Source organism: Pedobacter sp. AK013, from assembly GCF_014205835.1.
Taxonomy (GTDB): Bacteria; Bacteroidota; Bacteroidia; order Sphingobacteriales; family Sphingobacteriaceae; genus Pedobacter.
The window spans coordinates 60,301-82,064 of record NZ_JACHCQ010000009.1; the positions used below are offsets into that span (position 1 = coordinate 60,301).

The 21,764-nt window shown below is 38.1% G+C and carries 15 protein-coding genes; 8 read left to right on the forward strand and 7 right to left on the reverse strand.

What is annotated here, in order from left to right:
- Positions 1-8: 8 nt before the first annotated feature.
- From argH to HDC90_RS08250, 4 genes are all read left to right on the forward strand, one after another.
- On the forward strand, positions 9-1,340 hold the full coding sequence (gene argH / locus HDC90_RS08235) for an argininosuccinate lyase (RefSeq protein ID WP_184465489.1): 1,332 nt from the start codon (positions 9-11) through the stop codon (positions 1,338-1,340).
- Between the two features lie 20 nt (positions 1,341-1,360).
- Complete coding sequence (locus HDC90_RS08240; protein ID WP_184465490.1) at positions 1,361-1,549, forward strand: hypothetical protein; 189 nt, start codon at positions 1,361-1,363, stop codon at positions 1,547-1,549.
- Positions 1,550-1,983: 434 nt separating this feature from the next.
- A complete protein-coding gene (locus HDC90_RS08245) occupies positions 1,984-3,237 on the forward strand; it encodes a pyridoxal phosphate-dependent aminotransferase (RefSeq protein ID WP_184465491.1) in 1,254 nt (417 codons plus the stop codon).
- Positions 3,238-3,308: 71 nt separating this feature from the next.
- Positions 3,309-4,160 (forward strand): hypothetical protein, encoded by an 852-nt coding sequence (locus HDC90_RS08250; protein ID WP_184465492.1) that lies wholly within the window; start codon positions 3,309-3,311, stop codon positions 4,158-4,160.
- A gap of 316 nt (positions 4,161-4,476) precedes the next feature.
- Here the strand turns inward: HDC90_RS08250 and HDC90_RS08255 are convergent, their stop codons facing one another.
- From HDC90_RS08255 to HDC90_RS08270, 4 genes are all read right to left on the reverse strand, one after another.
- Positions 4,477-5,901: an RtcB family protein gene (locus HDC90_RS08255; RefSeq protein ID WP_184465493.1), complete on the reverse strand. Its 1,425-nt coding sequence runs from the start codon at positions 5,899-5,901 to the stop codon at positions 4,477-4,479.
- Between the two features lie 11 nt (positions 5,902-5,912).
- Entirely contained in the window at positions 5,913-6,974 is a 1,062-nt protein-coding gene (locus tag HDC90_RS08260; protein ID WP_184465494.1) for a DNA polymerase beta superfamily protein, read from the reverse strand.
- Positions 6,964-7,725 carry a nucleotidyltransferase domain-containing protein gene (locus tag HDC90_RS08265; protein ID WP_184465495.1) on the reverse strand — a complete coding sequence of 254 codons (762 nt, stop codon included), beginning with the start codon at positions 7,723-7,725 and terminating at the stop codon, positions 6,964-6,966. Before HDC90_RS08265 ends, HDC90_RS08260 begins: the two co-directional genes overlap by 11 nt.
- 61 nt (positions 7,726-7,786) lie before the next feature.
- Positions 7,787-8,884 carry a slipin family protein gene (locus HDC90_RS08270; RefSeq protein WP_184465496.1) on the reverse strand — a complete coding sequence of 366 codons (1,098 nt, stop codon included), beginning with the start codon at positions 8,882-8,884 and terminating at the stop codon, positions 7,787-7,789.
- A 1,014-nt stretch (positions 8,885-9,898) separates the two neighbouring features.
- On the opposite strand from HDC90_RS08270, the gene HDC90_RS08275 reads away from it, so the two are divergent.
- Positions 9,899-10,951: a YafY family protein gene (locus HDC90_RS08275; RefSeq protein WP_184465497.1), complete on the forward strand. Its 1,053-nt coding sequence runs from the start codon at positions 9,899-9,901 to the stop codon at positions 10,949-10,951.
- A gap of 46 nt (positions 10,952-10,997) precedes the next feature.
- Complete coding sequence (locus tag HDC90_RS08280) at positions 10,998-12,515, forward strand: glycoside hydrolase family 32 protein (protein WP_184465498.1); 1,518 nt, start codon at positions 10,998-11,000, stop codon at positions 12,513-12,515.
- A gap of 160 nt (positions 12,516-12,675) precedes the next feature.
- On the opposite strand, the gene HDC90_RS08285 is transcribed toward HDC90_RS08280, so the two are convergent.
- The gene (locus tag HDC90_RS08285) at positions 12,676-14,259 is read right to left on the reverse strand and encodes a peptide chain release factor 3 (protein ID WP_184465499.1); all 1,584 of its coding nucleotides are present in this window, start codon (positions 14,257-14,259) and stop codon (positions 12,676-12,678) included.
- A gap of 469 nt (positions 14,260-14,728) precedes the next feature.
- Here HDC90_RS08285 and HDC90_RS25620 point away from each other — a divergent pair, with 469 nt between their 5' ends.
- Positions 14,729-16,996 (forward strand): helix-turn-helix domain-containing protein, encoded by a 2,268-nt coding sequence (locus tag HDC90_RS25620; RefSeq protein ID WP_184465500.1) that lies wholly within the window; start codon positions 14,729-14,731, stop codon positions 16,994-16,996.
- Between the two features lie 330 nt (positions 16,997-17,326).
- Positions 17,327-17,935 carry a SprT-like domain-containing protein gene (locus HDC90_RS08295; RefSeq protein WP_370576586.1) on the forward strand — a complete coding sequence of 203 codons (609 nt, stop codon included), beginning with the start codon at positions 17,327-17,329 and terminating at the stop codon, positions 17,933-17,935.
- A 115-nt stretch (positions 17,936-18,050) separates the two neighbouring features.
- On the opposite strand, the gene ade is transcribed toward HDC90_RS08295, so the two are convergent.
- Together ade and HDC90_RS08305 are read right to left on the reverse strand one after the other, a co-directional pair.
- A complete protein-coding gene (ade, locus tag HDC90_RS08300) occupies positions 18,051-19,688 on the reverse strand; it encodes an adenine deaminase (RefSeq protein ID WP_184465501.1) in 1,638 nt (545 codons plus the stop codon).
- An 86-nt stretch (positions 19,689-19,774) separates the two neighbouring features.
- Positions 19,775-21,751, reverse strand: coding sequence for a thiamine pyrophosphate-dependent enzyme (locus HDC90_RS08305; protein WP_184465502.1), 1,977 nt, complete (start codon positions 21,749-21,751; stop codon positions 19,775-19,777).
- Positions 21,752-21,764: the final 13 nt, after the last annotated feature.

The window sequence follows — 21,764 nt, forward strand, 5'->3', positions numbered from 1 at the left end:
AGATTAAAATGAAGATTTGGCAAAAAAATATTGATGTAAATCAGTTTGTAGAAAATTTTACTGTAGGTAAAGACCGTGAACTCGATCTGCAAATGGCAAAATTTGATGTGCTGGGTTCACTGGCCCACACCGAAATGTTGGAAACCATCAATTTGCTAACAGCTGAAGAATTGAAAACAGTTCAGCAAGAACTTAAAAATATTTATGCTGAAATTGAAGCTGGAAATTTCACCATCGAAGACAGTGTAGAAGACGTGCACTCGCAGGTAGAGTGGTTGCTTACCCAGCGTATTGGCGAAGCAGGCAAGAAAATCCATAGCGGCCGTTCACGTAACGATCAGGTTTTAGTTGATTTAAAACTGTTCTTCAGGGCCTGTATAGAAGATATGGTTGGCCGAACCTCAACTTTATTTAATCAGTTAATTGAATTAAGCAATACGCATAAAGATAAATTGATGCCAGGTTATACGCATTTGCAGATTGCCATGCCATCATCTTTTGGATTATGGTTTGGTGCTTATGCCGAAAGCCTGGCAGATGATATGGAGCTGATGTTGGCTGCATGGAAAATCTGCAATAAAAACCCATTAGGTTCTGCCGCTGGTTATGGTTCTTCATTTCCTTTAAATAGAACTTTAACGACTGAACTATTGGGTTTTGAAAGCTTAAACTATAATGTGGTTTATGCGCAGATGGGTAGAGGTAAAACAGAAAGAATTTTGGCGCAGGCTATGAGCGCAATTGCTGCAACTTTAGCTAAAATGGCGATGGATGTTTGCTTGTTTATTAATCAGAATTTCGGATTTATCAGTTTTCCGGCAGAGCTTACCACAGGTTCGAGTATTATGCCACACAAAAAAAATCCTGATGTTTTTGAGTTGATCCGTTCGCGCTGCAATAAAATTCAGGCTTTGCCGAACGAAATTGCCATGATGATTACCAATTTACCTTCAGGCTATCACCGCGATTTACAATTGTTAAAAGAAAACCTTTTCCCGGCAATTACTTCGCTTAATGAGTGTCTGGAGATTGCCACTTTTATGTTCCAGAACATTACGATAAAGGATGATATTTTAAAAGATAAAAAATACGATTACCTGTTTAGCGTTGAGGTTGTGAACGATTTAGCACTCCAAGGTGTTCCATTTAGAGAGGCCTATAAAATTGTTGGCGAACAGATAGAAAATGGTACTTTTGCACCATCTGGCCAAATACATCATACACACGAAGGAAGCATTGGCAACCTTTGTAACGAGCAAATTTCTGCAGCAATGCATAATGTTTTATCGCAGTTTGGTTTCGGAAAAGTGAATAAAGCAATAGAGGATCTGGTTAAATAAAATTTGCTAAATTTGTAATTATGACAACTTTAACAATAGAAATTAAGGATAAAGACGCAGGTTTTGTAAAAGAATTCCTTAGCAAGATTGGTGCTAAAGTTAAGGTAGAACCAACTAGTCAAATTACTTCCGAAATTGTTCAGGCCTTAAAAGAAATTAAGGAAATGCAGCAAGGAAAACGGAAGCCCTTAAGCTTAAAAGATATTTAAAGGCTAATGAGGTTATTTATTCGGATGTTTTCATCAAAAAGGCCAAAGCCTATAAAAAGAAATATCTTTCTTTAGTAGAAGATCTCTAAGAATTAGAAGAAAAACTTCTGGAAAATCCACAGCAAGGTAATGATATTGGTGCAGGTTTATACAAATCAGACTTGCTGTAAAAAGTAAAGGGTAAAAGTGGAGGATTTAGGATAATAACATATTTAGTTTCAAGTACCCCAGATGGTACAATTATCAATATGTTGACCCTTTACGATAAATCAGAAGAAAGTAGTATTGATAAAAGAGAACTTCAAAAAATAATTAAAGCATTATAAATCTGAAGAATAGCATTCAATATAAATATAAAACGATCATAACTTTCCACAATGGAATAACTACCAAGTTATGATAGCTTTATCACCATAGAAACAAAATATAAATAAATGAAAGTTTCAGTATTGGCCAGTTCATTAATTGGCTCAGAAATTATAAAAATCGGTAATGAGGTGAACGAAATGAAGCGCAAAGGTGCTTCAATCGCCAACTTAACCATAGGCGATTTTGATGCAAACATTTACCCAATCCCAACTGAACTAAAAGCTGGGATTGTAGAGGCGTACAATGCCAACCAAACCAATTACCCGCCAGCTGACGGAGTTTTGCCTTTACGTGAAACGGTTTCGGAATTATTAAAGGATAGATTTGGATTGGAATACAACACCAACAGCATTTTAGTTTCTGGTGGTTCCCGTCCATTAATTTATGCTACTTACCTGGCGTTGATCGATCCAGGAGATACAGTAGTTTTCCCTGCTCCGTCATGGAACAACAATCACTACTCTCACCTGACTTCGGCAAAAACTATTGCTGTAGAAACAGATGCCGCGCATAATTTTATGCCAACAGCTGCACAATTAAAACCGCATTTAAAAGGAGCAACTTTATTGGCTTTGTGCTCGCCATTAAACCCAACAGGAACCATGTTCGATGCAGCTTCATTAGCTGAAATCTGTGATGCGGTTTTAGAAGAAAATGCTTCGCGCGGTGCAGACGAAAAACCATTGTACATGATGTACGATCAGATTTATTCGCTTTTAACTTTTGGTAAAGTGCACGTAAATCCGGTTTCTTTAAGGCCAGAGATGAGGCCATTTACCATTTTTGTTGATGGTAGTTCGAAATGTTTAGCTGCAACAGGTGTACGTGTAGGTTGGGGTTTTGGTCCTGAAGATATTATTAATAGAATGAAGGCGCTGGTTGGCCACATGGGTGCCTGGGCTCCAAAGGCCGAGCAGGTGGCCATGTCAAATTATTTTAATGATAAAACACAGGTTGATACTTTTTTGACCAGTTTTAAAGGCCAGATCCAGGATAGTTTAAACGCGCTTTATAATGGTTTTAACGAATTAAAGAACGAAGGCTTTAATGTTGATGCCGTTGAGCCTATGGGCGCCATTTATTTAACCATTAAAATCGATTATATTGGAAAAACAACTGAAGATGGTCAGGTTTTAAAAGACAGTGCAGATGTAAATTTCTATCTGATTAAAGAGGCCGGAGCAGCTTTGGTTCCATTCTCTGCATTTGGAAATGAAGACAGCATGCCTTGGTTCAGGGCCTCGGTGGGAGCTTGTACCTTACAGGATATTAAAGATATGCTACCTAGAATAAAACTAGCTTTAAGCAAATTGAAATAGAGAATTTGAACATTCCGTCAAACAAATTGGATGATGGAGTGTTCAGATAAAAGATTTCATTTCACGCTTTTATGGAACCAAAATACACGCCTCAAGGTTACGCTTCTACATCAGCTATCCTTACTACACTTGCCATTGGTATTTTGGCATCATTCATTTTGCCGCTTTTTTACATTATCCTCGGAAGGCTTATTCCCAATATTTGGTTCATCGCCATTATCGCTTTGCTTTTAGGCTTGGGTTTGGGATTTTTTATTGATCTTGGAGTTAAGATCGGAAAACTCAGGAATAAAAAGATCGTTACCATTATTGCAATCTTTTGTGGATTGTTTGCTTTCTATATTCAGTGGGTATTATTCGATACCTTAGCCTATAGTAGGAAGGGTTTTACTTTTAACCTCAATGGCGATGATTTAAAGTTTTTGGCACGTGATTTCTTTTTCCTTTTTACGCATCCTCATATTTTGGTTCAGGAAATTATTAATCTGAATGAAATAGGTACATTCCGTATCGAAAGCACAGATACCATTAGCGGGGTATTATTATGGATAATTTGGGCGGGGGAATTTATCGTTATTCTTGGTGGAGCAATAGTCGGTGTTCTGAATGGTCAGGTCATCCATCCCTACTCTGAAATTAATGATAATTGGATGAAAAGACGAAAAATTACCCATCGCATTCCACTGGTAGAAAATAAAGAAACGATTGTAGCGTCATTAAATCAAAGAAATTTCACTGTTTTACAAGATCAGCCTTCATTAATAAATGCAACTGATTATGCCGAAGTACTGATTTTTGAATCCACAGGCGATCCAACTAAGTACATCAGTGTGGTAAATGTATCAAATCCTACAGGAAAAGCTAAAGATAAAAAAGTAAAAAGCATTCTTAAATTTTATCCGCTTGAGAACGCTGAAATTTAATTAAAAAAAAATGAACTTTTTTAATAGCGCAAACTTGATGGATAGAATGAACTTAAAAATTTTCAGAAGATATTTTCAAAAAAACTGTCGTCACCCTGAATTTATTTCAAGGTCTATTCTGGATAAAGGATGCTGAAATAAATCCGATAGCTATCGGATCAGCATGATGCTTAGGTTCGGAAAAAGGTGGCGAAATTGAACATAACTTGTATGTATTATCACAAAATCAGGCTAATTAGAAAACCCCATTTCAAATTATAAAATGGGGTTTTTGATAGTAGTGCTGATAAACGCAGTTAAGAATTGATTGATCTTGCTAATCCTCCCTGCTTCCATCATCAGCCATTCGCACCATTTTGGGCTCAAATTTAGCTACTACGTCAACCAGTTCGGTTTGTGCGGCCATTACTTTGTTGATGTCTTTATAGGCCATTGGCGCTTCATCTAAGCCAGCCCCAATTAACGTAACATTGTGATCCTTTAAAATGGCTTTCATATCCGATTTAGTAATTGATTGGAAAGCTTTAGTTCGGCTCATTTGACGTCCGGCACCATGCGATGCCGAGTTGATTGCACTTGTTTCACCTTTACCTCTCACTAAAAATCCAGGTGCCGTCATACTTCCTGGAATAATCCCCATCACACCTTTGTCTGCCGGGGTAGCACCTTTTCGATGCACAATCACTTCTTCTCCATCAAGCATTTCTTTCCATGCAAAATTATGGTGGTTTTCTACCTTGGCCAAAACTTTTGCCCCGATTGCTTTAGTCAGCCTTTTATGAATCACCTCATGACAGGCTGAAGCATAATCGCCCGCTAAGTTCATGGCAATCCAATATTCGTGCCCTTCGGCAGAATTTAGATCCAAATAAGCCAGGTTTGCAGCCTCTTTAGGAAGTTTGCAAATCTCTTTCGCTAATTTGGTATAATGACCAGCAATAGTTGCCCCCAATCCACGTGATCCTGAGTGCGTAAGTAATGCCACATAACGACCTTTATCAATATTCAAAATTTCATCACGCTCCGCAAAGTCGATGATACCCCATTCTACAAAATGATTTCCACCACCCGAGGTTCCTAATTGCGCCCAGGCTTTTCCATGTAGATTTTTAAGGAAAGGGGTAGCGTTGAAAGCCTCATTTTCCAAAACATCATGATCGGCTCTTTCATTGCCTTTAAAGTTTTGTCCGGCTCCAAATTTGGTAAAGGCAATCAACTCTCGTTTGTACATGGCATCTTTCCCGAAATAATGTTTCTCTGGGATATCGAAAATGCTTAAAGCCATTCGGCAACCGATGTCTACACCTACACCGTAAGGGATAATTGCATTTCTGGTTGCTAATACACCCCCGATTGGTAAACCATAACCTTGATGGGCATCAGGCATCAAAGCCCCCGCTACCGAAACAGGTAGCTTCATAGCGATATCCATTTGATTTCTGGCACCTTCTTCTATATAATCGGTACCGAAAATCGAATAATCTTTGGCATTGTTGATCAGTTCAATGGTTCCATCCGATTTTGGATTGGCTTCCTCGATCACAGCAGCTGCGAGTGTGTTTAATACCTCATCATCCAAAAAACTTTCAGGGTAATCTTTTACTTTCTTAAATAAGGCCAATAATTCTTTTTCTTTGATATCAGTAAAGTTTTCTTTCAAAATTTCTAAGGCCAGGCCTACTATTTTTCCTTCGGAATAACCTATTTCGATCAGGTTATTACCTGTTATGTTGTTGTTCATTGTTTAATCTTTTAATTGGCATAAAGTTCTGCTCTGATCTCAACAAGTATCGATTCGATTAGTCGAGCATCTGGTTTTTCCTGAAGCTTACTTTTTGTTGTTTCTTGTTCTATTTGTAGCATTAGTTTTTCTGCCATTTTTAATACTTCATCGTAATCAAGTTCTCCTCTTTTTATTAAAAGTAACTCATCCCGATTTTGTCTTTTTACATTTAGTTCTCCATCGCGTACAATCTCAAGCGCTACTTGCAAAAGTCTAATGGTATGCATCATGTTTTTGGTATCGTAATCTTTGCCATGGCTTTTATTTAAGCTGTACCTATCTTCATTTCGTTTTTCTACCCAATCCCAGTATTCATTGTACTCTTTGCAATAAGATGAATAGCTATCCTTGTTGAAAAACAAATAGGCGATTTCTTGTTCTCCTGCAGGTATTGATGAGACTGATACTTCATTTGCCGCTTCCTTATTTGCAATCCCCTTATAATTCAATTTCTTCTCCGCATCATAAAACAAGGCATACAGATCTTTAGCATTTGGAATTTTCGACAATCCACAATCAGCTTTCGAAATAGCATTTTTTGTAAGCCAGCTTTTCGCTTTTACAGATGAATAATTTTCTGTGATGAAACAAAAATCCAATACTGTTTTTCTGGTCTTCGGCATTGGATTTAAAATCTTCTTGTTCAAACCTTTTGCTTTTCTAATCTGTGTTAAAGCATATCCGCCAAAGGTATCTTTGCACAGCTTTGATAAAATCATGTCAATGTTTAGTTTATCCAATATCGGATGCTTATATAAGATACATTCTTCTGGTGTTGCCAAGATCTCTACAATATTTGGATTGTTCTTAATCAATAATTCAATAAAACGGCCAATTTCATAGTAAACTTCGTCATTACTTTCATTGCTGATCTGTGGGATATACTTCAAACCAAAAAACATTTCTTTTGGCATATAATATATTCCTTTAATATCAGTATCAGATTGTGGAGTATCTAACCCATAAGCCTTACTACCGCTTAAACATTCAAATAACAGTAAATTTTTATCCTTTAAATCTTTAATCGTCATAACGGGTTATTGTATCTCTAAAAAATGTATCAAGTATTTCTGCATTAAAACTTTCTTTTAGTAAATCTTTGGCCCCTTCGGTACAGTTTTTAAATTCAGCATCAATGTATCTGCTCAACTCAGGGGCTATCTTGATGATAAAACCTTCTGCTGAGGTCGATTTTAATATGATTAAATCCCTTACCAATGTTTGAAGATGCTCGGGCATTAAGGTTAAAAGCGGCCCGATGGTCATTGGCGCAATCGCGTTTTTCTCCAAACACCATTTAGCCGAAAGTAGGGGACGAAGTACATAAAAAAGCTTTTTAATCTTAATTTCATTTTCGTTTACTACCGTTTCTAGTGCGCTGTGTGCTATTCCTAAATAATGATTGATATTTGTTTTTCTGTAAAAGTATGATTGACAGAGTGTCCATAAATCATTTCTAAAATTACCCAGTTCACTATAAATGATTGGCGATTGTAACCACTCGAAAGGAGTAGTATTAGATTTCCGGATCAATTTAAGCACCTTCCTGATGTCCCATCCGTAAATATCCAGCTCATCATTAATAGGAAAATCCAATTGATCATCCTTATCCTGAACAGAAAGATAAAAATTGAGCGGGCGCACATAAATAAAGCGGACATCGAAATCACTATCCGGTGAGGGAAATTCCCATCCCCTGCTACCTGATTCACATGCAAATAATATTTTGATATCATTTGATCTTTCTATTTCTGCAAGTTTATTTATTATTGTGGTTTTCATTCTATTCTCGTTCAATTCCCGGCAGGTAATACTCACCTGACCGAGGGTTTCTAAATTTAATTTATTTTACGAAGATTTGTTTCAATTGATCTACAATTTGTCCACTGCCCGATAAGCTGATGTTGTTGATTTTTTCTGCGATTTTCTCCACATATTCCATCTCTTTCAACTTATACAACATAACGTTGTCTTCCATCAATTTGGCGGTGTTTAACAAACTTCTGGTTGATGCCGTTTCTTCTCTCCGTGTAATGATATTGGCTTGCGCTCTTTTTTCGGCAACTAAAACCTGGTTCATAATTTCCTTAACGTCACCTGGTAAAACGATGTCTTTAACACCACAGTTTGTTAATTTTACACCCAAATTTTCAACCTTATCTAAAGTGATGGCCATTACCATTTCGGCAATTTTTTCCTTGCTTTCCATCAATTCGTCAAAAGTCATTAAGCCAATACATTCTCTTAATGCCAATTGCATGGTGATGTACAATTGTTTTTCAAATTCCTTGTTTTCCAATAAGGCTTTGATAATGTCGTCAACTTTATATTGGATACTGAAGTTTATTCTTAACTGCGCTTTATCCTTGGTTAAGATTTCTTGCCCGATAATCTCCATATTCAATTGTCTGATGTCGGTTTTTAAAACCTGAATACTTGTGCCGTTTTTCCAGTAAACATAGTTTCCTGCATCCAATACGTTTTCAAATTTACCATCGATAAATAACAAAGCTTTTTCGAACGATTCTACTTTGTAGGCCCTGATGTAATTTAACAATGGTGTTTTCTCCAATAAATTTTTATCAATTGCTTCGTCAATATTAATGTTGCTGATGTCTGCCTTAACAAAATTGTATTCTGATAAACCTTTCCAAATGGCGTGCCTACCGGCGGTTAAAACGTTCTTAAAATTTTGGTTTTGATAAACCAAAACCAACTCATTATCGGCAACACTTACCAAGTGAATCAAATTCACAAAATCTGTGTTTTCCAATAAGATATCCAATTCGGCAACCGTGTAATAGTACTCTTTTGCCATATCGTACAAAGTCATATCTTCACCGAAACCTAACCAGTAAGTTCCAGCTGTTAAAACGTTTTTTAATTTTCCTTTTTTAAACACCAATCCAACATAATTGGTGTTAATGGTTACTCTTTTCATGTTTTCTGGTTTTAAAATTTATTTCTGTTATTATTTATTCTTTAAAAAGCGTTGCGGAAGAACATTTACCTGTTTTCTACGGAAGTAAAAGTTTGTTAAGTGTGGTTTAAAAATGAAACCTTGTTTTTCTACTCAGGTCTTAGCTCATTAAGCATTTTGCCTTTTCGATTAACTCATTTGATTTTTAAATCTTTTCTTAAACACTGATCCTTGCTGGGCAAAACACAGATTTGCTTTTTTGATTTCGAAAAACCTTGAAGCCAAATGCGGTTGCGCAACGCTTATTCTGGTGAACGATTTGAAAAGTTGCTCTTCTTTTAACATGGATTAACATTCCATTGCATTACCCTTATGCGATTCCAAGTGGTATTTGGAAGCAGGATTCGAACCTGCATTTTGGTGGTAGTTACTCTAATCAACTGAGTTATTCCGATAAAACCGGAAGTGGGATTCGAACCCACGACACACAACCTGTTTAGACAATCTATCATAATCCTGATCAGCATATTCTACGCAAATTGCCCGAATACTTTGGGGCTGTTCTGAAACCCTCAACATTGGATAAGTTTTATTTAGTATTGCCATCCCTTTCGGGATTTCTTTATAATGATCTGATTGCGCTAAACAGTACCCTGTTCCACCTATCGGGAACAGGGGTTTCTTGCTGAACCAGATAAACTAGAACAGCATAACGGAGAGCGCGTATCATTTAAAAACAGTAAAACTGTCTTCTATCAATCAGATTAGTTTATTAATATTTATCAAAGAACTTTTATCGACTGGCGACATTACAAAGATGCCACCACTACTACGCGGCTGATTTGCGTAGTGAGAAATATTTTGCAGTAAAACACTTAAGTGTTTGATAATTAGGTTTGTAAATTTTGTTTTACTTAAAATATATTTCTTTTCATCATCAATTGCGCAATTGTGTTGCGTAGATGAAGAACACTTTGCTATATTTAAATAAGCTTTATGATCAGATTTTTAGCTTGATACTCAAATTGATTAAAAATGGCAGTAAATAAATTAGCGCTTATCCGGTATAAAACCATTGATGATTGTTTGAAAAACCGTTTCCGTAAATGGACCTTGGAAGATCTTATCGAAAAGGTGTCTGCAACCCTATACGAACTCGAAGGGATTACCACTGGGGTAAGCAAGCGAACTATTCAGGCAGATATTCAATTAATGCGGAGTGACAAGCTAGGTTACAATGCGCCAATTGTAGTGAAGGACAAACGCTTTTATGCTTACGAGGATTCTAGTTTTAGTATAACCAAAGCACCAATCAATAATGCTGATGTAGATAAAATGAAAGAAATTGTTGGTGTACTGAAACAGTTTAATGCCTTCAATTATTTCGACGAGATGAGCGATATGATTGCGCGTTTGGAAAATAACCTTTACAAATCGACCAAACAGAGTGGCAACAACATTCAGTTAGAAAGCAATAAGCTGGTAAAGGGCCTGGAATGTATCCCGCAGCTTTATCAGGCTGTTTTGAATAAACGATCGTTGCTGATTGAATATAAATCGTTCAAGGTACAACAATCGCAACAGGGAATTTATTATCCGTATCTATTAAAAGAATACCGCAACAGGTGGTTTCTGATTTGTAAAGCGAAAAAACGAGCAGGGATTTTAAACTTGGCCCTAGATCGGATTGTCGAATTTCAGGAACTCCCTAATGAAGAATTTATAAGTTATCAAGGCGTAGATTTCGATCGGTATTATGAAGATCTGATCGGTGTAACGAAAAACGAGCGGGATCGTGCACAAAAAGTGATTCTTGAATTTACAAACGATCATGCACCGTATGTGGTAACGAAACCGCTGCATTCATCGCAGATAGTATTATCAAAAAACGAAAAAACAACCATTTTTAGGATCGATGTGGTATTAAACTACGAGTTGGAGCGGGAGATTTTGGGTTTTGGCGAATGTGTTAAAGTGCTTTCGCCACGATTGTTGATCTCAAAAATTAAAAGGCGTTTAGCACTAACGTACAAACAATACGAAACCGTTGATGAAGAAAAAGTTTTCGTAAAGACCTCAAGAAACTAATTAAACGTTTTAGTAATTGAATTCTTATTCGTAATTTGAATTTAATATGTTCAAGACCAAATATATTCTAGCTTTTTTAATGTACTGTTCGATAAGCGCTTTCGCTCAACAGTCAACTCCTCAGTGGAGGCCGAACTATCATTTTACCGCACCATCAAACTGGTTAAACGATCCAAACGGATTAATTTATCTGAATGGGGAATTTCATCTTTATTACCAGTACAATCCATTCGAAAATAAATGGGGACATATGAGCTGGGGCCATGCCACCAGTAAAGATCTGGTAAATTGGAAACACCTGCCGGTTGCTATTCCCGAAAAAATTACAAATGATACCACTACCATGATTTTTTCAGGTTCAGCCGTGCTGGATAAATATAATGTAAGCGGATTGGGGAAAGGACAGGCACCTGTGGTAGCTTTTTACACTGCAGATCTGCCTAAACAACATAATGAATCTCAATATATGGCCTACAGCAACGATGGGGGCTTAACCTTTACCAATTATCCTAAAAATCCCATTATCGATTTAAATAAAAAAGATTTTAGAGATCCTAATGTTTGGTGGCATGAGGCCTCTCAGCAATGGATTATGACTGTTGCGATGGTTGATGAGCACCAGACACGGTTTTATGGCTCGAAAAACCTGAAAGACTGGACCATGTTGAGTGATTTTGGGAAACAGGGTAATCAGGGTAGTGGTTGGGAATGTCCGTTTATTATCCCCCTTTCTGTTGACGGAAATAAGGATAATACAAAGTGGGTTCTGGCAATATCGTTATTTGGACCAAAGGGACCAACCATGCAATATTTTGTCGGCGATTTTGATGGCAAGACTTTTAAAAACGACAATGATGAAAAATTAACCTTATTGGTTGATGACGGCGATTCTTTTTATGCCGCCATTCCATGGAACAATGCACCTAAAAACCAGCGGATTTTATTGGGATGGTTACAACCTGGAGGCAAGGAAACATTCCCATGGAAGGGACAGATGTCTATCCCAAGAGATTTATCCTTAAAAACTACAACCGAAGGAATTAGGTTGTTTCAGCAGCCAGCTAGCTTGATTGCCGATAATATTAAAAAACATTCAAATAGTAAAGTTATCAGTAAGCAAAATGTTGTTATCGATCAATATATCGACCTAGGCGCCAGTCATAATTCTTATTGGATTGATGCCGATTTTTCGGTTATGGATGCAAAAAACATAGGTTTTAAACTTGCACAACTAAAGGATGAGAATGGAAATGTTGTTAAAGAAGTTGAAGTTGGCTATGATGCCGTTAAAAAACAACTTTATGTAGATTGTACACGTTCAGAGAAAGGGGTTAAAAATGATAAAAACATCGTTCAAACCGCAACTGTAAATCCGATAAACGGGAAAATTAAACTCCAGGTGCTATTTGATAAATCTTCATTGGAAGTTTTCGGGAACGGAGGTGAAAAGGTAATTACGACCATGGTTTTTCCGGATGAAAAAGCTACAGGAATCAGGATGTTTTCGAAAGATGGTAAAAGTACCTTAACCAGCTTAAAGATTTGGGATTTGAGTAGGAAATGATAATAATAAGGACAAATCGTCATTGCGAGGAGGTACGACGAAGCAATCTGTTTCGCGAATAAAGATTGCTTCACGCCACCGCTCATTCCTGTTCTTCAGTTAGCAATGACGATAGTATATTATTTTTTTGTGTTATAGACTTCCCCCTCCGGACTAAAAACTAACTCTTAAACTCGCTGGTTTTATGGAAATCGATATCAGGATAATCCTGTTTGGTTAAATTAATCATGTATTCACTATCTGACAGATAAACCGGGTTAGCTTCTTTATCGAAACCGATGTGCTGCTGTTTACGTTTTACAAATTCATCCAGTTTCTTTCTATCGCTAGAAGTTACCCAGCTCGAACGGGTATAACTCAAAGTACGGAAACGACATTTTGCGCCGTACTCATGCTCTAACCTGAAATTGATTACCTCGAACTGTAGCTCACCAACGGCACCGATCACTTTCCTGTTTCCAGGCTGCATCACGAATAACTGCGCCACACCCTCGTCTGTTAACTGCTCAATACCTTTTTCCAATTGTTTGGTACGCATTGGGTCCATATTTTCTACCTCTTTGAAGATAGATGGAGAGAAACTAGGGATGCCTTTAAACTGCAGTTTTTCACCTTCTGTTAAAGTATCGCCGATTTTAAAGTTGCCACTATCATACAACCCAACTACATCGCCTGGCCATGCTTCTTCAACAATACTTTTCTCGTTGGCCATAAAATCCATCGGGTTAGAGAATTTCAGTTTTTTATCCTGGCGGGTATGGTAATAGAACTTGTTGCGCTCAAACTTGCCCGAACAAATCCTTAAAAAGGCAATCCTATCGCGGTGTTTAGGATCTAAGTTGGCATGAATCTTAAACACAAAGCCACTGAAATTTTTCTCTTCAACCAGTACATCACGCTCTTCTGCTTCACGGTGACGGGGACTTGGAGCGATATCTATAAATGTATCTAAAAGCTCTTTTATCCCGAAATTATTAATCGCACTGCCAAAAAATACCGGCGCAACCAAACCATCGGTATATAAATCCTTATCAATTTTACCATAAATACCATCAACCAGCTCAACATCATCTTTCAACGTATTGATTTCGTTTTCTTTTAGGTAATTTAATAAAGAAGGATCATTTAAATCACTCGCCGCCACAACCGAATCGGTTACTTTGGTTTTATCCGAGTTGAATAAATTTAAATGCTTGTTATAAATACTGTAAACGCCTTTAAAGGTATGTCCCTGGCCAATAGGCCACGAAAGTGGGCAAAGGCTGATGTTTAGTTTCTCTTCAATTTCATCCAATAAATCATAAGCCTCTTTACCTTCCCGGTCCATTTTGTTAATGAAGATAATTACTGGTGTATTACGCATACGGCAAACCGACATTAGTTTTTCCGTTTGTTCCTCCACACCTTTCACACAGTCTACCACCAAAATCACACTATCTACTGCCGATAAAGTTCTGTAAGTATCTTCTGCGAAATCCTTGTGACCGGGTGTATCCAGAATATTGATGCGTTTACCACTGTATTCGAAACCCATTACCGAAGTTGCTACAGAGATACCACGCTGCTTTTCGATCTCCATAAAATCGGAGGTATTACTTTGGTTCGCTTTATTCCTTTTTACCGCACCAGCGGTATTGATGGCACCACCAAAAAGCAGAAATTTTTCTGTCAGCGTGGTTTTGCCCGCATCCGGGTGACTAATAATGGCAAAGGTTTTACGTTTTTCTATTTCAGGGTTAAGCATAATAAAATATTGGGTGTAAAGTTGATGAAACCTTGTTAAAGGAATTTAACAGCGATAAGATTTGAATATTGTTGTTTCATCAGGCTGCAAAGATAAGTAATTTGGTTAACTGTTTGAACTGGTTAATTGTTTAATTGAAAACTGATTGCAATTTTTTGAGATTGGGAAAGCAGGGACAGAGGTTCTTCTGTTAATATAATATAAACCTGCCATGCACTGTAGCTCCGATAGAAAACCTGTGAAACAAGCAAGCACGCCAAAATATAACATAAACCGGTGCTTAAATCGGAGGCTGTCGTTCCTGGCAGGTTTAGCCATCCCAGTTGTGTACTTTCCTGCCTGATTAAGCCTTAAGCAGAAAAATATCCACTAAAATTTAAAATTTCTCACCAATCATTGTTTAGTTTTGTGCTAAAATGTTTAGCTTTATTCATCCCTCCGTTTATTGTAAACTAAAATTTTACTGCCGATGCCCACTTTGGAAGAAACTTCTATGCCTGCAGAAATTGCGGCTAAATTTGTTAATTATACCTCAAAACATGTTTTTTTGACTGGAAAAGCAGGTACAGGTAAAACAACCTTTTTACGGAAACTGATTAAACTTACGCACAAAAAAGCCTTAATTGTAGCGCCAACAGGTATTGCTGCAATCAATGCATCAGGAGTAACGATTCATTCGCTTTTTCAGCTCCCTTTCGGTTCTTTCTTCCCAGATGCAGCCGGGAGCTTGATCAATGAAAATATCAACTTCAACTTTAATACGCCTAAAACTTTAGTAAAACATTTAAACATGCAGGGCAATAAACGCCGCATGCTGCAGGAGATGGAACTGTTGGTAATCGACGAGGTGAGTATGCTACGTGCCGACATGCTCGATGCGATCGATTTTGCTTTGCGGTATGTCCGCCGGAACAGAAATGTTCCTTTTGGAGGGGTACAACTCTTGTTTATCGGCGATCTGCATCAATTGCCGCCAGTAGTAAAAAATGATGAATGGCGCATTATGGCCAAGTTTTATAAGAGCATTTATTTCTTCGATGCACTGGCCCTGCAAGATAATCCGCCTATTTATATCGAATTAGATAAAATTTACCGTCAGGATGATGCGGTTTTTATCAATCTACTGAATAACCTGCGGAACAATAAAATCACCGTAGAAGATACAGCCTTGCTCAGACGGCATTTCAAACAGGATTTTAAACCTGCGGCTGACGAAAATTACATTACTTTAACCACGCACAACAATAAGGCCGATAGCATTAACCGCGAAAGGCTGGCCCAGTTAAAGACCAAATCTTACTTTTTTGAGGCAAAAATTCAGGGCGAATTTAATGAGTATGCTTATCCGAATGATAAAAGTTTAGAGCTAAAGGTTGGCGCACAGGTAATGTTCATTAAAAATGATATGACAGCCGAGAAAAGGTATTACAACGGCAAAATCGGCGTGGTGCACCATATTGAGAAGGATATAATCGAAATTGAGCTTCCCGAGGATAGGACAGTTATTGAGATCTCCCGTTATACCTGGGAAAATGTTAAATATAAGTTGGATGAAGCGACCAATGAGATTAAGGAGAATGTAGCAGGTTCGTTTATCCAATACCCTATAAAACTGGCCTGGGCCATCACTGTACACAAGAGTCAGGGTTTAACCTTCGATAAGGCCATTATTGATGTAGGGGATGCTTTTGCCCCTGGCCAGGCATATGTGGCCTTATCGCGTTTACGTTCGTTAAAGGGTTTGGTTTTAACTTCGCACCTTCGCGATAGTGGTTTGCAACAAGATCAGAACGTACATTATTTCTCCAAAACAAAACAACCTTCCGAAGTGCTGAACGAGCAGATCAGTATAGAGAGTTATACTTTTATTCGCAGTTATCTGCTTGCTGCATTCGATCTGAACTTAATCCGCTATTACTTAAAAGAACACCGTCAGACATTTGATAAAAGTGAAAAATCTGCCAAGCAAAGGCACGAAGATTGGACGGATACCATTTATACCGACTTTCAAAAAATCACCACTACAGCCGATACTTTTGTGAATCAGCTAAAAAATCTTTTCGCGCAGCAAACCGAACATACTTTATTTAATGTATCCAAAAGGGTAGAGGCTGCCTTAAAGTATTTTAACCCTTTGGTCAAGGAAATTTCAGATCGTTTTTTGACGCAAATAGAAGTAATAAAAGAAGAAAAACAAATTAAAACCTACGTTACAGAACTGTTAGAACTCGAAATTTTAGTGTATGAGCAACTAAAAAAAATGCATAAAAGTAAAGCATTGTTGCAAGCGCTTATTGAAGGGAAAGAGTTTAGCAAAGCCGATACCGATGCACTGTTGAATACGGTTGAAAGAAACAATCAGCTCCAAAAAGCGATCCAGTTAAAAGGAGAAACACTTAAGGTAAAATCAGCAGCCGAGAAAAAGAAAAAAGAGCCAAAAATAGACACTAAATTGGTAAGCTTCGAGCTTTATGAACAGGGCAAAACCATTGATGAAATTGCAAAAGAACGCGGCTTTTCTGTCGGCACTATTGAGGGGCATTTGGCCTATTATGTTTCTACACAACAATTGGATGTTACCAAGTTGGTAAAGGCCAATAAAATCAGAAACATTAGTGATGCGGTGGAGAGCCAGAAAACAAAATCGATGGCTACGATAAGGGAGTTTTTAGGTAAAGATTATTCTTTCGGTGAGATTAAACTGGTGCTGGCCTCGTTGTTTCCATCAGAAGAATAGATCGAAATCTAACCGCAAAGATCGATAAGGATAAAACGCAAAGGATGGTTTGTAGGAAAGCGCATGTAGGAAATGTTTATTCTATAGGTCTGATCGTCATGCTGAACTTGTTTCAGCATCTTAGTCAATCAGTAAGACCCTGAAATAAATTCAGGGTGACGACCGTATGTTTAAGTATTTACAGAACAATTTTTCCAAAGCAGCTTTATTATGAATGGCTATTAAAATAACCTCCGTTTTCTCTGTGGTTAAACCACTATGAATTCTGTTTTCCATGTAAATATTCGTACCTTTTGTGGTTAAAACTTAAAATTATTTATCTTAGCATCCGTGGAAAAGGTTAAAGTTTTAGCGCAGTACATGCCAGAACCAGCGGCGCCGCTAATAGCAAAATGGATTGATTATTTTCAGTGCGAATTTAAAATTGCCAAAACCCGCTCTACCAAACTGGGTGATTACCGTCATCCTTATCAAGGTAAAGGTCATCGCATTTCGGTGAATTTCAATCTCAATCATTATGCTTTCCTGGTTACTACCGTACACGAGTTTGCCCATTTGCTCACCTGGAACGATTTCAAGAATAAAGTAAAACCGCATGGAACAGAATGGAAGAAGAACTTCCAGCGGATGATGATTCCCTTTTTTGATATGAATATCTTTCCAACCGATATCCACAAAGCGATTGATAATTATATGTCCAATCCAGCGGCATCAAGCTGCTCCGATCTGCATTTGTCGCGTGCTTTAAAAAAATACGACGACAATAAATCCGAGGCCTTACATTTAGAGCAATTGCCGATTAATACCACGTTTAAAATTAAAGACGGCCGGCGTTTTACCAAAGGCGAAAGGATCAGAAAAAGATATCGTTGTGTTTGTTTAGATGACAAACGGATTTACCTGTTTAATCCGCTGGCTGAAGTGTTTTTGTTAGAGTAACTGTCATTCTGAACGCAGTGAAGAATCCTCCAAACCGATCTTGGGCTTAACTTCTCATTCCTATTGTTGTACTTATAGTAAAAAGATTCTTCGCGATGCTCAGAATGACAAAGCGCTACATTAACTTAAACTCATCCCCGTCAAATAAACCTTTATCACTAAGCTTTAAATGTGGAATTACCAGTAGTGCCATAAAAGAAAGCGTCATAAAAGGCGCAAGAAGGGTTGAACCTAAATCTTTCGCAAACTGATCTATTGAAGTGTAACTTTCTGCTACTTTGTAACCATTTTGATTGCTCATTAAACCAGCAACTGGTAAAGCTAGAACTTCTTCTTTCCCATTTCCCAGTGCCACTACACCTCCGGTTTCTTTGATTACTAAATTAACAGCTTCGCAGATACTTTTATCATCGGCACCAACCGCAATAATATTATGACTATCGTGTGCAACACTTGAGGCTATGGCACCCTGTTTTAAGCCAAAGTTTTTTACGAAGGATATGGCAACAGGTGCATCGTGATAACGATTTACGACTACCATTTTCAAAATATCGTTTTCCAGATCACTGATGATATTTTGATTTAAAACCTTTGGTTTGGCAGATATTCTGTTAGTAATTAATTGTCCATCTAATGCTTCAATAACTGGAATTTCTTTTTGTCCAGTGAATGGATAAATAAAATCTTCTTCCTTTTTCAAGCTGCAATCGAAATGGTTTACCGATTCGCGATCTTCGACATGTTTTACCCAATTACCCACTGTTTTTCCATTTTCGGCAAGCAATAACCCATCGATATAGGTTTGTTTAACCTTGAATGTTTTTAAATCTTCAAGCACGATAAAATCTGCGTAATCATTGATCTGGAGCGCACCAACATCTAATTTATAGTGAATAATAGGATTGATGCAGGCCGCCTGGAGTATATTGAATATGTTGATCCCTTTTTCTACTGCCCTTGCACAGAGCTGATTAATATGGTTTTCGACTAAACTGTCCGGATGTTTATCGTCGCTACAGAACATCATCATTTCCGGCCAATCGTTTAGTAGATCAATCAGCGCGTCGAAATTTTTTGCTGCGCTTCCTTCGCGGATGAGGATTTTCATACCGCGCTGTAATTTATCTAATGCTTCTTCGGCGGTAAAACATTCGTGATCTGTAGAAATTCCGGCATTGATGTACTGTTGAACGGCATCACCCCGTAAGCCCGGAGCATGTCCATCAACAGGTTTACCCAAGTGATGTGCAGCAGCAATCTTTTTTAAAACTTCTTCGTCTTTATAAAGCACGCCAGGGAAATTCATCATTTCACTCAGGTATTTTATTTCCGGACGTTCTAAAAGTGCCTTTACATCATCATGATTTAATTCAGCTCCTGCCGTTTCGAAAACTGTTGCCGGAACACAGCTTGGGGCACCAAAATTAAATTTGAAAGGCACGGTATTGCCATTTTCAATCATAAATTCTACACCCTCCATTCCACAAACATTAGCAATTTCGTGTGGATCGCTAATCGTAGAAACAGTTCCATGAACAACAGCTAGTCGCGCAAATTCACTTGGAATAAGCATACTGCTTTCGATGTGCACATGACTGTCGATAAAGCCTGGTGAGATAAAATGTGCCCCTTCTTTCTGTTCAGAGATTTTAGAGATTGATTTTATTTTTCCACCTTCAACCGCTACTTCGCCAAAGAAAATATTTCGCTTTGCGATGTTGATGATATTCCCTTCGACTTTAAAATTGCTCATGTATTTTTTGTTTTTTGATGTCGTCACCCTGAATTTATATCATGGTCTTTAAAGATGCTGAAATAAATTCAGCATGACGATATAGATCAATATTTCAATAATTTATCAATCGTTTCTGCTAATCTTGCTTTAGCTAAAAAATCTTCTTCCAATACTTTGCTCATTGGGATTGCAGTATCTAAGCTCGCACAGCGCATTACGGGTGCATCGAGATAAGAGAAACAATGTTCTCCAATCCAGGCAGATAGTTCAGCACCAAAACCATTTGTTAAGGTATCTTCGTGCAAAATTAAAACCCTTCCGGTTGCTTTAACAGCGGCCCTTACAGCATCTTTATCCCAGGGCTGTAATGTACGCAGGTCAATTAGTGTAGCACTGCTTTCAGGATACTGTTTTAAGTAATCTAAAGCCCAGTGTACACCGAGCCCATAGGTAACGATTGCAAATTTACTTCCTTCGGCAAGCTTCACTGCTTTACCAATCTCTGTAGTATAATAGCCATCAGGAACTGGAGCAATTAAACTTCTATAGAGGTATTTATGTTCAAAATAAAGCACAGGGTTTGGATCTTCAATCGCAGCCAATAGCAAACCTTTTGCATCTTCGGGGAAAGCCGGATAAACAACTTTCAACCCTGGCGTTTTGGTAAACCAGGCCTCATTACTCTGTGAGTGAAATGGCCCCGCACCTGTTCCGGCGCCTGTGGGCATGCGTACCACCACATCGGCCTTTTCGCCCCAGCGGTAATGTGTTTTGGCCAGGTTATTCACGATCTGATTAAAGCCTACAGTCACAAAATCAGCAAACTGCATTTCTACAACTGCTTTATAACCATTTAAGGATAGACCCAAACCTGCCCCAACAATGGCCGATTCGCAAATAGGGGTATTACGTACTCTGTCTTTTCCGTATTTAGCAGTAAAACCATCCGTAATTTTAAAAGCCCCGCCATAATCGGCAATGTCCTGCCCCATTAAAACCAGGTTAGGGTATTTCTGCATAGCCAGGTCCAAACCATCAGTTATAGCATCCAGATATCTTTTTTCGATGGAAGTTGGGTTTGGCTGGATAACCTGTTGTGTGTAAGGGAAATACATGTCGGCCTCTTCCTGATTGGCATTTGCAATAGGCTCATCCTCGTTAAAAGCTTCTTCAATTTCCAGTTCAATATCTCTTTTAACCTGGATTTTGATGTCGATAATTGAATCTGATGTTAAAACACCTTGCTCAATTAAATAGGTTTCGTAATTAATTAACGGATCTTTCTTCTCCCACTCATCAAAAAGTTCTTGTGGAACGTATTTGGTACCAGATGCTTCTTCATGTCCACGCATCCTGAAAGTTAGGCATTCTACCAAAACAGGTCTTGGATCTTTTCGGATTTCCATGGCCAGTTGATTGATGGTGTTATAAACTTCTAGGATATTATTTCCATCTATCTGAATACCTTCTACACCATAACCTATGGCTTTATCTACCAGGTTTTTGCACCTGAACTGTTCTGACTTTGGAGTAGACAGGCCATATCCGTTATTTTCGATCAGAAAAATAACAGGAAGGTTCCAAACTGCGGCAACATTTACTGCCTCATGAAAATCACCTTCGCTGGTTGCCCCTTCTCCGGTATAAACCAAAGTAGCGTGAGGCTGATTGCGTAAAACATCTGCCAGTGCAATACCATCGGCTAAGGCCATTTGGGGGCCAAGGTGGGATATCATCCCGATAATTTTATATTCTTGTGTACCGAAATGAAAAGAGCGGTCGCGGCCCTTAGTGAAGCCGGTAATTTTGCCTTGCCATTGGGCCATTAATTTTTTCAGAGGAATATCGCGCGAAGTAAAAACGCCCAAATTACGGTGCATGGGTAAAATGTATTCGTCGCTTTGCATGGCTAAGGTACTGCCAACAGCTATGGCTTCCTGGCCAATACCCGAAAACCATTTGCCAATTCTACCCTGGCGCAAAAGCTTTAGCATTTTGTCTTCAACCATCCGAGGGTAAAGCAATCTTCTGTATAAGTTCAGTAGGAACTCGTCGTCTTTATCACCTCTGTTAAATTGCATATCTGGTTATTTT

Excerpts from the sequence above, each read along its gene's own strand:
- HDC90_RS08240 (WP_184465490.1), top strand. The coding sequence starts at position 1,361 with ATGACAACTTTAACAATAGAAATTAAGGATAAAGACGCAGGTTTTGTA.
- HDC90_RS08250 (WP_184465492.1), top strand. The coding sequence starts at position 3,309 with ATGGAACCAAAATACACGCCTCAAGGTTACGCTTCTACATCAGCTATC.
- HDC90_RS08285 (WP_184465499.1), bottom strand. The coding sequence starts at position 14,259 with ATGCTTAACCCTGAAATAGAAAAACGTAAAACCTTTGCCATTATTAGT.
- HDC90_RS25620 (WP_184465500.1), top strand. The coding sequence starts at position 14,729 with ATGCCCACTTTGGAAGAAACTTCTATGCCTGCAGAAATTGCGGCTAAA.
- HDC90_RS08280 (WP_184465498.1), top strand. The coding sequence starts at position 10,998 with ATGTTCAAGACCAAATATATTCTAGCTTTTTTAATGTACTGTTCGATA.
- ade (WP_184465501.1), bottom strand. The coding sequence starts at position 19,688 with ATGAGCAATTTTAAAGTCGAAGGGAATATCATCAACATCGCAAAGCGA.
- argH (WP_184465489.1), top strand. The coding sequence starts at position 9 with ATGAAGATTTGGCAAAAAAATATTGATGTAAATCAGTTTGTAGAAAAT.
- HDC90_RS08270 (WP_184465496.1), bottom strand. The coding sequence starts at position 8,884 with ATGAAAAGAGTAACCATTAACACCAATTATGTTGGATTGGTGTTTAAA.
- HDC90_RS08245 (WP_184465491.1), top strand. The coding sequence starts at position 1,984 with ATGAAAGTTTCAGTATTGGCCAGTTCATTAATTGGCTCAGAAATTATA.
- HDC90_RS08265 (WP_184465495.1), bottom strand. The coding sequence starts at position 7,725 with ATGAAAACCACAATAATAAATAAACTTGCAGAAATAGAAAGATCAAAT.
- HDC90_RS08305 (WP_184465502.1), bottom strand. The coding sequence starts at position 21,751 with ATGCAATTTAACAGAGGTGATAAAGACGACGAGTTCCTACTGAACTTA.
- HDC90_RS08275 (WP_184465497.1), top strand. The coding sequence starts at position 9,899 with ATGGCAGTAAATAAATTAGCGCTTATCCGGTATAAAACCATTGATGAT.
- HDC90_RS08255 (WP_184465493.1), bottom strand. The coding sequence starts at position 5,901 with ATGAACAACAACATAACAGGTAATAACCTGATCGAAATAGGTTATTCC.
- HDC90_RS08260 (WP_184465494.1), bottom strand. The coding sequence starts at position 6,974 with ATGACGATTAAAGATTTAAAGGATAAAAATTTACTGTTATTTGAATGT.